At 37.6% G+C, this 12,778-nt stretch carries 6 protein-coding genes; 5 read left to right on the top strand and 1 reads right to left on the bottom strand.

Annotated features, from left to right (window positions below):
- Positions 1–220 precede the first annotated feature (220 nt).
- Positions 221–1,378: a hypothetical protein gene (locus NEOC84_RS03985; RefSeq protein ID WP_166155511.1), complete on the top strand. Its 1,158-nt coding sequence runs from the start codon at positions 221–223 to the stop codon at positions 1,376–1,378.
- Between the two features lie 197 nt (positions 1,379–1,575).
- Here NEOC84_RS03985 and NEOC84_RS03980 read toward each other — a convergent pair whose 3' ends face one another.
- Positions 1,576–4,083 (bottom strand): hypothetical protein, encoded by a 2,508-nt coding sequence (locus tag NEOC84_RS03980; protein ID WP_166155508.1) that lies wholly within the window; start codon positions 4,081–4,083, stop codon positions 1,576–1,578.
- Between the two features lie 238 nt (positions 4,084–4,321).
- Between NEOC84_RS03980 and uhpC the strand changes: the two genes are divergently transcribed.
- The 4 genes from uhpC (at position 4,322) to lptE (ending at position 12,594) form a co-directional block, all read left to right on the top strand.
- The gene (uhpC, locus tag NEOC84_RS03975; protein ID WP_166155506.1) at positions 4,322–5,674 is read left to right on the top strand and encodes an MFS transporter family glucose-6-phosphate receptor UhpC; all 1,353 of its coding nucleotides are present in this window, start codon (positions 4,322–4,324) and stop codon (positions 5,672–5,674) included.
- 570 nt (positions 5,675–6,244) lie between these two features.
- Complete coding sequence (dnaE, locus tag NEOC84_RS03970) at positions 6,245–9,994, top strand: DNA polymerase III subunit alpha (protein ID WP_166155504.1); 3,750 nt, start codon at positions 6,245–6,247, stop codon at positions 9,992–9,994.
- A gap of 1,008 nt (positions 9,995–11,002) precedes the next feature.
- Complete coding sequence (bamD, locus tag NEOC84_RS03965; RefSeq protein WP_166155502.1) at positions 11,003–11,995, top strand: outer membrane protein assembly factor BamD; 993 nt, start codon at positions 11,003–11,005, stop codon at positions 11,993–11,995.
- A 38-nt stretch (positions 11,996–12,033) separates the two neighbouring features.
- Positions 12,034–12,594 (top strand): LPS assembly lipoprotein LptE, encoded by a 561-nt coding sequence (lptE, locus tag NEOC84_RS03960; RefSeq protein WP_166155499.1) that lies wholly within the window; start codon positions 12,034–12,036, stop codon positions 12,592–12,594.
- The last annotated feature ends 184 nt before the right edge of the window (positions 12,595–12,778 follow it).

The following is a 12,778-nucleotide window of genomic DNA, read 5'->3' as shown; positions in this document are numbered from 1 at the left end:
ATTAAGTGGGCGAAGTATAGTAGATAGGAAATAAAGCGTAAAGAGAGAATGAATGACTCTTTTTTTCTTGATTACTTCAATTGTTTAATCTTCATTTGTTATCTAAAATTAATAAATTTTAATTAAAATATATGAATTATGTTATAATAAATTTAGATGGTTTAATTTTTATAAAATAATTTAATTAAGCTTTTATAAATGGTAATGTTTGGAGAGATTTATGAATGATTTTCGTATTCCTAGCTTTGATCCAAAAGCTGCGCTTTTAACTCAAGAAAAAGCTTCTTTCAAGGAAAAAAAAGATCCAGCTGTACATATTCCTTCTCACCGACAAGCAGCCATGAAAGGAAAAGAGAGTGATTTTATTAAGCGGATGAATAACCATGTGATTAAAATCATAAATCTTGTTAAATCCATCTTCACAAGAGCGGAAAACAAAGGAGAGATAAAAAATAGTTCCGTAATAAATGGAGGTTCAAGAAGCATAGAAAAGCTTGTTAGGCCTTGGATTTCTGGTCAAGTAGAGGTAAAGGAAGGCTCTATCTCTATTTTAATAGGTCTTCGGGCACAACCGGTGGCCTCGCCATTTCTAGCAAAAGAAATCACAGCTTCGCCCCCAGACGATGAAAAAACCAGGGGTATGCAAAAACAAGAAGAGCAAGCAAATATCTCTTTACCTCCTGAAATCCATTCAATAAAGGAGCCTACTGCCCAAGAATTAGCCTTCACTCCCTCACCATCTTCCCTGCGCGAAGAAAGTTTAGCTAGCAACGTTCCTTTAGCGCCACCTCCTCCTCCCTCTTTACCAACAAAAGATACCCTGCAGACTAGCATAGCTATTCCTACTGCTCCTCCCCCTCCATCTTTTTTGAAAACCACGGAGATTACTCAATCGGTGGCTCACCAGAAGCTTTCTTCCTCAGGATTAAGTAAGGAAACAGTAAAGAAGCAAGATTACGACATCGTAGAGCACCTCATGAAACGTCGATTAGCCATGCATGATTCTGACGAAGAGGAAGAAGAGGTAGAAGAAGACATGGGAAGCCCAAAAGATAGCAGCCAGCCAATAAACTTAGAGGATAGCCAGCCGACCTTTGCGGTTAAAAAAGAAAAAAATTATCCTCACGAGGCTACACAAGTTAAAAAAGGGAATAGCTCCCAAGGGCAACCCATCGATAGGGCAGCCCTTATGCAACAAATTATAGAAGGCAAAAAGCTTAACTCTATTAAACCCAATGAAAAGCCTAGCAAACCCCAGTCTAGTTCTCCTCTAATGGAAGCTCTTTTTAAAAAAACAGAACAGGTGAAAAGCTCTTCTTCCCATTCATCTTCTTCAGAAAATATGACTGAGGCGGAAGAGGAAGAGTGGAAGGTTTAAAAAGGAGGCCTAAATTCACTGCCTTTTTAAAAATTTAGGCCTATAAATTAAAAACAAAATTTAATTCTTTCCTAAGTAGGCTCTCTTAAGTAAAAACTTGCCTTTAAAGAAAAGATCAGCTTTTAAAGAGCTGATCTATTTTTAGAGGATAGAGACAGCGCTTCTGTAGAGGCTACTATAGGCCTATGGAAAAAGTTTTAAGATTTTTTTAACTTTTCAAGCTCATCCATATAATATTTTTCATCATCAGAGGTGTCTAAAGTACAAAATTTTAAAACTTTAAATAGTGCCGCTGCCTGTTCTTCATTATTTAGCAAAGACAAAGGCCGAGGATGGGAGGAAAAAAGCAGGAAATTTAGTTGAGAGATTAGGGTGTTTTTGATGATTTTTTGATCCATTTCTAACTCGTCAAGATCGCTAAAGTTTTTTATAACGAGCCAAGAGGTAACAGCATCGACTAAGGTAGCAAGTTCGTTCATGTTTTCCGCTTGTTTTATTTTTTCTCTATATTTTTGCAAAAGGGCTTGATGATCATGATGAATGGCATTAAGCTTTAAATGGCTTAAGCCCGCCTTTTCTAGATAGCTTTTGAATTCTTTAACGGGCATTAATGGATATTCTTCTGTCAATTGAAGGATGGATTGAATCAGATGATGTCTTTGTTCTAGCTCTAAGGTGTAATATTTTTGAAATAAATCTTTAGCTTTTTTTTCAAATTCTTCCGTGGGATGCTCACTATTTTCTTTTATAAGATTGATCATTTGATTTTTAAGAGGGGTAAGCACTTCCTCGCGTGATTGGCGCAAATATTTTAATTTTGCTAACAAAGGATGAATGTTTAAGGAAAGAGCATGGGGGTTGTTAGAGTCCAGCTCTACCAAAAATTCATGATCAGCAGGCAAGGTAGAGCTAGCAACTTTTGACGAATCGTTAAAAGTTTTAGGTGAGCTTTCATCATCAATGATAAGATGGCTACTTAGGATCATGCCCTCAGGATTAAATTTTAAGTAGGCCGTCAAAAAGCTCCCAGGAGAAGTAAAAGCTGCAATGGCTTTTTGAGCTTCCAAGGTAAGTTGAATCCCGTCCGAAAAATAAAGCACCATATTTGACATCTTTGATAGAAGGCTTATTTCTTGCTTTAAGCGGGATAATTCATGCACATTACCTGGTGTTTGCATCAATTGGATAGCACGCTTGATGATCGTTTCGCCTAATTGGTAATAGCGAGGTGCATTGTAAATATAATTTTCTGCCCCAGGACGAAGCAGGATGAGAGCTTTAGGGGGAGAGAAGTCTGGGGCTTTACGTTTTTGAGCCAGTGTGCTTAAAAGAATTAGCTTACCCTGTTTCACAAGATTTGTTACTTCCACCGCATTAGAATTATCTAAATTATTGGAATTTACCAATAAACGATTAAGAGTTTTCATGTCAGCAACTTTCCGCAATTGCATGAGCTTAGAATCGATGACAATAGCAGTTTTAGGAATTAATGATTGAAGGACACTAGGTGCTGGTTGCGCGATAACGAGAAATTGCGAAAAATCGGTACTCGTATAAATCCTTAAAGAGTAAGAGGTTTCATTCAAATGCCCATGCTGATCGATGTTTGTTAAGGAGGGGTAGTCATGAGGAATGACTTGAGCAAGGCTCTTCTTGATAAATTCTGGATCGGACCAATTCTTTTTTTGAGGCTTAATATAATGTATTTGAGCATATTTAAGCGCCATAGCTATATCAGCCACACCTTCTGCAGCTTTCATTTCTTCTATTTCATTTTTGGCACTGATATTAAAATAAAGAGCGCCAGCGACAAGTCCAAGGATAAATAAAAGAGTCATTACAAGAGTCGTAAGAAATTTCCAATCAATGAGATTTTTTGTCTCTTCAATTTTTACCCCTGTAACCGCTGCTTCTTCTTTTTCTGTATTCCAAGTTTCGCCCTCATCGTCAAATTCACCTACTTGATATTCAGGGCGGCTTTTTGGCGCAAGCATGGTGGGGAGAGTAGGAAAGTGATCGACTGTATCTTCTTGCAAAAAGAGGGAAGAGCTATCATTTTCACTAGCTAAATAGGTAGACAAGCTCTCTTCTTTAAAGTGTTTGATTCCAAATTGCTCAATTTCATGCATTAAATCTTCTAATTCCCTTTCTTCAAGCTGGCTCTTTGCCCATTTTTTCTGCTCCAACAAGCTAACCTCTTCTTGAAGAGGAAATTTGCTACTCTCCTGAGGGGACATAGGGGAAGGATTAGAGATAAAGTTTGAGCTTTTTAAAGAGTTTTCAGAGATAGAAGAAGGGGGAAGGGGGAGCTTTCTTTCCAAAGCTTGCCATTCAAGTAGCCCTTCTAGCGTAACATTTAAAGGCTCATTTATAGAAGAAAGTGTCTTATCATCCTCTTTTACAGATTCTACATACTTGAGTTCTATCTGAATAAGATGGCTCCCAACCTGTAAGATGCCACTATCTTTTATACTTTTTTTACCAAAAGGCACATCATTTAAAGTTGCAAAAGGGTCATTTGCATAATTGATCACTTGGCATTGCTGCCCTTTGTGTACAATTTTTATATGAATAGGTTGTATAGCCGCATCAGCTAGAATTAGATCAGCTTTCATAGATCCTGTACCTGAACCAATAATTATGGTTTCTTGGTCAAAAATGCTAACGATTGGGCTCTCATGCGGATTTAAGGTAATTTTTATCATTATTATTTATTCTTAAAAATTCTAGATGGTAGAATTTAATTTTATGAGCTGCATTTCTAGCATATCTGGCAGCTAAGGTCAACCTAATTTATTGTTAACTAAATTTTTAATTGGATTAATAGCGTAGCTGCTGATAAAATGTTGCGCTTGTGTAAAATTGATCCCCCCGTTATAAGAATCCTTATCTATCAAAACAGTGAAAATTTCAAAAAATCATTTAAATTTTTAGGAGCATTGCGTGAATTGGTTGCTTAGATTATTAAGGCCTGCACCCTATCTACCGGAAATTCAAGATCAAGAAAAAGTTAAGCATCTTTATAATTATTGGCGTATACGAATTTTATATTCCATGTTTATAGGCTATGCTTTTTATTATTTTACCCGTAAAAGCTTCACTTTTGCGATGCCTGGCATTATTGCTGAATTAGGATTCGACAAAAGCCAGCTAGGAATTTTAGCAAGTATTTTTTCCATTACCTATGGCTTTAGCAAATTTGCCAGTGGCATTATTTCCGATCGCTCAAATGCTCGTTACTTTATGGCTTTTGGCCTTATTATTACAGGCATAATTAATATTTTATTTGGTTTATCTTCTAACCTCTTCTTGTTTGCCATTTTTTGGGGGCTAAACGGATGGTTTCAAGGTTTTGGTTGGCCGCCATGTGCACGTTTTTTAACTCATTGGTATTCTCAATCAGAAAGAGGCTCATGGTGGTCGACCTGGAACGTTTCTCACAATGTAGGCGCTTTTTTAATCCCTTGGATTGTAGGATTTTGCGCATATTATTTTGGTGGTTGGCGAGCCGCCATGTATGTGCCAGGAATGATTTGTATTCTAGGAGGTTTTTATTTAATTAATCGCTTAAGGGATACTCCTCAATCTTTAGGGCTACCTCCTATAGAAAAATTTCGCAACGATTATTCCGGGAATGGTAGCCAAGCAGAGGATGAACAGCTCTCAGCGCGTGAAGTTTTAGTGGAGTATGTTTTAAAAAATAAATACATTTGGATGCTAGCTATTTCTTATTTTTTTGTCTATTTTGTTCGTACAGGGATTAATGATTGGACTGCCCTTTATTTGATAGAAACCAAAGGGTATAATCAGCTGAGTGCCAATGGCTGTGTCTCCTTATTCGAAGTGGGTGGTTTTTTTGGCAGCTTAGCAGCAGGGTGGGCCTCTGACTATTTTTTCTCTGCTAAGAGAGGACCTGTTAATGTGCTTTTTGCTGTACTTATGTTTATTGCCATTGCTTTCTTTTGGTTTGTCCCCGCAGGTTATCCTTTAGTAGATTCAGCAGCCATGTTTACAATAGGTTTTGCTATCTTTGGCCCGCAGATGTTGATTGGGGTAGCATGCGCTGAGCTTTCTCATAAGAAGGCTGCAGCTTCTTCTACCGGGTTTGCAGGCACATTTGCCTATATGGGAGCTGCTGTTGCAGGCTATCCTCTTGGCAAGGTTACTCAGGAAATGGGATGGGATGGCTTTTTTTGGTGCTTAGGAATTTCTTGTATAATAGCTGTTCTTTTACTTCTCCCTTTGTGGGCGATTAGTGAAAACAAAAAACTGGTGACAGCAAAAAGCCGTTCCTAACAGAAATTCTTCCCCTTTAAATTTCTTAAATGGAATTGTTTTTTTTTGGGTTATTAAAAGCGTGAAAATTTTATCCATGCGTGTTTTTGGAAGATCCTTCTCTTGGATAAGCTTCCTGCAAAGAGCAAGAAATTGAGCGAAAAAAAAACAACCTGAGGGCCAGAACATGGAAGTAGGATGCAAGAAGATCTAGCTGTTCATTTACCCGCATGGATTTTTGCTAAGATAAAGAGGCTTTTTTTATCATTAACCTTCCTACTTTAGAAGTAACCGTAAAAATTTGGGCTCTTTTAAGTAGGTTTTTATAAATTCATCAGCAAGCGCTTTGAAAAAGAACTCAGCCCCTCTTAGAGAATAAATTTTAGCTTTCAAAGGATTTTATTTCTCATTCTTCCTGCTTTTCTTCTTACAAGGAGTTTACGCCATCATCCTATTTAAAAGGCCAAGCAGCCAAAAAGGAATCGCTCCTTGCTAAATTTCTGATAGCCTTTTATTTGCTTGTTTACTCGATCTCATAAGATACGGTATACTTGAACCTAAATTCTTAAATAATGGCTATAGATTATATTTATGTGGGTTCCCTTACATGTCCATTCTCAATTTTCCATCTTAGATGCTGCTGCTGATGTGCATGCTATTGCCAAAAAAGCAGCTGCTTTTCATATGCCTGCAGTGGCTTTAACAGATCATGGTAACATGTTTGGGGCCATTGATTTTTATAAGGCTTGTAAAGATGTGGGTGTTAAACCCATCTTAGGCTGTGAGTTTTATGTTGCACCCGAATCGCGATTTGACAAAAAAAAAGAATATGGAGCACGTACTAATTTTCATTTAACTATTTTAGCTAAAAATAAAGCTGGTTATCATAACTTATGTAAGTTAACTTCCATCGGTTATCTAGAGGGATTTTACTACCATCCACGCATCGATCACGAAGTGCTTAAGCTTCATAGTGAAGGATTGATTTGCCTATCAGGTTGCCAAAGTAGCTTAATCGCTTATGAAGCTTTGAATGGCACAAAAGATAGCTTAATGAGCAAAATCCGTTGGTATCAAGAGCTCTTTGGAGACGATTATTATCTTGAATTACAGCGCCATCGGATGACAGATCAAGATATTCGCCAGGATGGCTTGCATCAAGAAACTTGGCTTCAGCAATATTACCAAGACTATATACAAAAACAAGAAAAAATTAACGCTACTCTTATAGAAATATCAAAAGAGCTTAATATAAAGGTCGTGGCTACAAATGATAGCCATTACATTGAACGCGCTGATTGGCGCGCGCATGAGATTTTACTTAATATTCAGTCTGGGGAGCCTACTGAAATGTGGGAAAAAGACTCGTACGGCAATCTAAAATTTCGCGTGCCTAATCCTAAACGTCGTACTTATCCCTCTCATGAATGCTATTTTAAATCTCCTCAGCAAATGGCTGAGCTTTTTAGCGATTTTCCAGAAGCTCTATCTAATAGCTTGGAAATTGCTGAGAAATGTAATGTATCGATTGATTTCAAAACCAAGCATTATCCCATCTACTTACCCCCTGCTCTTGAGGGAAAAAATTACACTAAAGAGGAACAAGCCGAGGCCGTTAAAAATTACCTATGGCAATTATGTGAGGAAGGTATCACCAAGCGGTATACACCTGAACGTTTAAATAAAATCAAAGAAATCTTTCCTGAAAAAGATCCCCTTGACATTGTACAAGAGCGCTTGAAATATGAGATGGACATTATTGTTCCCAAAGGGATGAGCGATTACTTGCTGATTGTATGGGATTTTATCAATTGGGCCAAACGTCAAGGGATCCCTGTAGGACCAGGCAGAGGATCGGGGGCTGGTTCTATTGTGCTTTACCTGATTGGAGTGACCGATATTGAACCTCTGCGTTTTCATCTGTTTTTTGAGCGTTTCATTAATCCTGAACGGCTTTCTTATCCTGATATTGACGTAGATATTTGTATGGATGGGCGCAGTGAGGTTATTAACTATACCCTTCAAAAATATGGTAAAGATAATATTGCGCAGATCATTACTTTTGGCACCATGAAAGCTAAAATGACCATTAAAGATGTAGGACGGGTATTAAGTGTTCCTTTAGCTAAGGTGAATGCGATTGCTAAACTTGTACCTGATGACCTCAATATTACCCTCCAGAAAGCTTTAGAAAAAGATCCAGATTTACGGGCCATGTATGAGCAGGACGAAGATGCTCAACGCATCATCGATATAGGTAAGACTTTAGAGGGATCTATTCGTAATACGGGTATTCATGCTGCAGGCATCATTATCAGTGGAGAACCGCTGACTAACTTTATACCCGTTTGCCTTTCTAAAGATTCTGATATGCCAGTGACGCAGCTTTCCATGAAACCTGTTGAATTAGTGGGAATGCTAAAGGTGGACTTTTTAGGCCTTAAAACACTGACCGCTATCCATATATGTGTAAAGGCAATTTATCAAAGGGTTGGTAAAGCCATTGATTGGATTAATCTTCCTTTAGATGATCAGCCTACCTTTAATCTTTTAAACCAAGGAAAAACTTTAGGCATTTTTCAGCTGGAATCTGCAGGCATGCAAGATTTGGCACGCCAGCTCCATTTGGATAAGTTTGAAGAAATTATTGCCGTAGGAGCTCTCTACCGACCAGGCCCTATGGACATGATTCCCTCTTTCATTAATAGAAAGCATGGCCGTGAACCTATTGAATATGATCATCCATGGATGAATGATATTCTTGCAGAAACCTATGGCATTATGGTTTATCAAGAGCAGGTGATGCAGATAGCTAGTAAGCTTGCTAAATTTTCGCTAGGTGAAGGAGATGTCTTGCGGCGTGCTATGGGTAAAAAAGATAGGGATCAAATGCTTCAGCAACGAGAAAAATTTCGTTTAGGTTCGTTGGAAAACGGGATTGATGAAGAAACCTCGATGCAAATTTTTGATAAAATGGAAAAATTTGCTGCCTATGGATTTAATAAATCCCATGCAGCTGCCTATGGCTATCTCTCCTATGTGACTGCCTATCTGAAAGCTAACTACCCTAATGAGTGGATGGCTGCTCTTATGACGTGTGATAGTGATGATTTAACAAAGGTAACTAAATTTATTGGAGAATGCCAAGAAATGGGTATTGCCATTTTACAGCCAGACGTTAATGAAGCGCATGCCACCTTTTTTGCTACTCCTCAAGGAATTCGTTTCGCCATGGCAGGTATTAAAGGAGTGGGAGAAGGAGTCGTGGAAGCTATTATTAAAGAAAGAAATAAAGGCGGCCCTTATACAAGCTTATATCAATTTATTAAAAGAATTGATAACACTAAAGTGGGCAAAAAGGTTATTGAAAACTTGGTGGATGCAGGATGTTTTGATTTTACTAGCTGGTCGAGAGATAGCTTAAGGCAAAGTATTGATCCTATCTATGAGACTGTGCTAAAAGAAAAGCAAGAAGCTTCAGCTGGCGTCTTATCCCTTTTTGCTTTGATGGGAGAGTCCTCCGAATCTCGTTTTATGCATCCTCCCGAAGTAAAAAAGAAGACCTCCCGCTTGGATATTCTTTTGCGGGAAAAAGAACTTTTGGGCTTTTTTTTAACGGGTCATCCCATGGATGCTTATCGTGAGATTATCACGCGCCTTTCTTGCATACCTTTAAGCCATGTTCAGAATTTAGAGCACAATGCTGTCTTCCGAGCAGCTTTGATTGTAGAGACAGCTGAAATACGAGTCTCTTCTAAAACGCAAAAAAAATTTGCCATCTTGATGGTTAGCGATGGCATGGATCGGTATGAGATGCCTATATGGTCTGATTTGTTTGAGCAGAAAAACTTATTGTTAAAAGAAAATCAACTTTTATATGCAGTCATCCAAGTAGATAAAAAGGAAGAATCCCTTCGACTTTCTTGTAAATGGATTGATGATTTAACTAAAGCTAATGAAGCGATGGTAGAAGAATGCGATCGGGCTTTTGATAAGGCTAAATTACAAGCCGCTCGTTTTGCAAAAGCTATAGGAGAGGGGAGGGATAAAAAAGTGGAAAAATCAAAAGTTGTGCTAGAAAAAAAGAGAGAGGTAATGAGAGAGTCTAAAACTTTATCTTTAAAAATAGATTTGGACAATGTGCGTTTAACACAAATTATGCAACTTAAAGGGTTATTCATAGAACATCGTGGAACCACGCCTATTCAATTGGAGTTCCATTGCCAGGAAGATGTGCATGCCATTTTACATATTGAAAGCCGTTGGGGAGTAACTTTAACGCCTGAATTGGAATCTAAGCTTAAAACACTTTCCTTTATTATGAAGCATTCTTTAAATTAAATCATTGCGCTATTCTTTTTGACATATAACTTATCATAGCTAATAAAAGAAAGGCTGGACTAGCGTTTGGCAGGGCTCCATAAGTTTTGCTTGTTTTACGGCATAGTCCCAACCAGGCTAGACAAGTATTCTTGGTATAATCCATCTTTTTGCTTACAGATCAATCCTATTGGCTCTAGCTTTTTAGCCCATAATCAATCTTTTTTTGCTCTATGCATTATAAAAGAGAGATTTTTTCCATACTTCAGAATAAAAGAATTTTTGGTAGGGAGGCCTTTAAGCTTCTTAAGGATAACTCTATAGTGTTCTTTCAAATAATTAAACCAATCAAGAGCAATAAAGCCGATGATTGAATAGCGAGCCAGATGATTCTTTAAGCTGCTAAAGAGTAGGAAAAAACCGTCCATGGAGATAGCACTTAGGATAGCCAGGCTTCTTGCCAATCATCTTATGGAGGGTATAGATCCTGTAGCATTTCCATGAAGAAGAGGAAGGCTAAGCCAAGAGAGGGGTACTCCTTGGATGAAAAAAGAAAGGATGCTTTAAAAGTCATTCAAGGCTTAGAAAGAGACGATAAAGCTAGGTAGCTTTATAAGAATTCTGGCAGCGATCATGAAAGATCGCTTGCCGAAATGGCGAGGTATCGCTTTAAAAGAAGCTTTGGAAAATTTTTGCTCTTAGAAAGTAGCCAACTAGCAAGCAAAGCTTTTCATCAAAATTTTGGTTATGAAGAAGCCTAAGATGTCCAAAGGACTATAAGCATTAACAGGTGATAAGCCTAGTATAAGGCTGTGTTTTAGACGAGCTATTAACTCACTTATGCAATCAAGCTTAAAAAAATTATAAAATTTAAGGAAAAGCTCCTTACCCCATTCAATCACTCATCCTATATTGCTAAATTTTTTGTGCTTTATTATTTTTCTAGTCTTCTCTTTGAGTCTACGGTAAATCGCCTTTACCTTTTATTTAACATGGTTTAAACTTTCTGTTTTGTTTAAGGAGAGTATAATGAAACATTTAAGCATCTACGTGCGTTTGGTATTTTTTACATTTTGCTACTTAAGTAGCCCTTATGTAGAAGCAGCTTATACAATTAAAAATGGACGAATTGTTGATGTAGATAAGCTAGCCACTTTGCAGCCAGACCAACATTTTTCTTTGGGACAAACGGCTATGGATAATGGAGATTGGCAGGAAGCTTCTCGTCAGTTTGCTATTGTTTCTAATAACTTCCCTAACAATCCATATGGACAGCAGTCTCTATATTATTTAGGAATAGCGGAATTTAATCTAAAAGAATATGATTTTGCTAATAAAGCTTTTTCTGCCTATCTTAAATGCCAAAACAATCCTCAACATTTCCTAGAGGCAATTAAGTATAAATATGCTATTGCAGAACAGTTACGCGGCGGCGCTAAACGACGTCTATTAGGTACAAAACAGCTTCCAAAATGGTCGACAGGCAAAAGCCTTGCTTTGTCTATTTACGATGAAGTGATTACCGCCATGCCGAGCCATGAAATGGCAGCTCAGGCTTTATATGCTAAGGGATGCCTTCTTTGGGAAAAGCGTGAATATCGCTGCAGTATCGAATCTTTTCAGCTTTTATGCTCACGTTTTCCTAAAAATGAATTAACGCCTACCAGCTATGTCAATATAAGCTATATTTACTACGATTTATGCCAAAATGAGCCGCAAAATCCTGATGTTTTAGCTTTTGCAGAGCTTAATGCTAAGAAATTCATCCACGAATTTCCTAAAGATGAGCGGATAGATGAAGCCAGACATAATGTTCAACGTATAAAAGAGTGTTATGCCACAGCCCTTTATGAAACAGCTAAATATTATGAGAAGATTAAGCAGCCACGCGCTTCACTTATTTATTATAGTAATGCGATTAAGAACTTTCCAGATACTCTAGTGGCTCAGCGTTGTAAAGATAGATTAAAGCAGATGGGCTTTACTCATGATTCCGGAGCTTTAGCTCCTCTTGTTCTATAGGCGCCTTCAGATAAAAAGATAAAAATAGCTAATCATTCATGACACGTTGCTATCTATGGATTTTTTTTTCTCCTTTTTTTCTTATAACTGCTTGTGGTTATCATGTCGGCCCGGAGGAGGTTTTATCTTCATACCAAACAATCTGTATTCCCTATGTTAAAAATGATGCCAAAGGTCATTTGACTGCTAATCTAATAAAATTAGTCTCCACGCAAACAGGTTTGCAATATCAAGAATGGGGAGGCGATCTTACCCTACTAGTGGAGTTATTACCTATCGAAAATGAAAATGTGGGCTACCATTATGAACGTAAAAATAGTGGGAAATTAAGACATTCTATTATCCCTACTGAAACGCGGTTAACAGCAATAGCTCAAGTAACCTTGGTAGATAATATAAAGGGAAAACCGCTAGCGGGGCCCGCTAAGGTGATGGCTACGATTGAGTTTGACCATGAATATGAAAAAACGCGTGATGGGATCAATGTCTTTTCTTTAGGCCAGCTAACGAATTATGATGAAGCTTACGAGGCTGCTCATTCCCCTTTATATGATCACTTGTCTCAAAAAATTATCGACTTTATCGTGAACAGTGAATAAAAAAAATTAAGAAGGTTTTTTACAAATTTTTGCTAGGCTGCAAGTGATTATATAAATTAAACTTGTAAATTTTTTCTATCATGAGGTTAATAGTCTGAAAAATTTGAGGAAAGGCTAATTACTGATTTAGCTAATCTTAGACAAATGATTGAAAAAAAGCTTTTTTTATCTTTTAGCCAACATT

The sequence above is a fragment of the Neochlamydia sp. AcF84 genome (genome assembly GCF_011087585.1).
GTDB lineage: Bacteria > Chlamydiota > Chlamydiia > Chlamydiales > Parachlamydiaceae > Neochlamydia.
Note: the sequence above shows the minus strand (reverse complement) of the source record. Positions and strands in the feature narration are given on the sequence as shown.

Coding starts and splice junctions, on each gene's coding strand:
- NEOC84_RS03985 (WP_166155511.1), top strand. CDS start 221: ATGAATGATTTTCGTATTCCTAGCTTTGATCCAAAAGCTGCGCTTTTA.
- NEOC84_RS03980 (WP_166155508.1), bottom strand. CDS start 4,083: ATGATAAAAATTACCTTAAATCCGCATGAGAGCCCAATCGTTAGCATT.
- dnaE (WP_166155504.1), top strand. CDS start 6,245: ATGTGGGTTCCCTTACATGTCCATTCTCAATTTTCCATCTTAGATGCT.
- bamD (WP_166155502.1), top strand. CDS start 11,003: ATGAAACATTTAAGCATCTACGTGCGTTTGGTATTTTTTACATTTTGC.
- lptE (WP_166155499.1), top strand. CDS start 12,034: ATGACACGTTGCTATCTATGGATTTTTTTTTCTCCTTTTTTTCTTATA.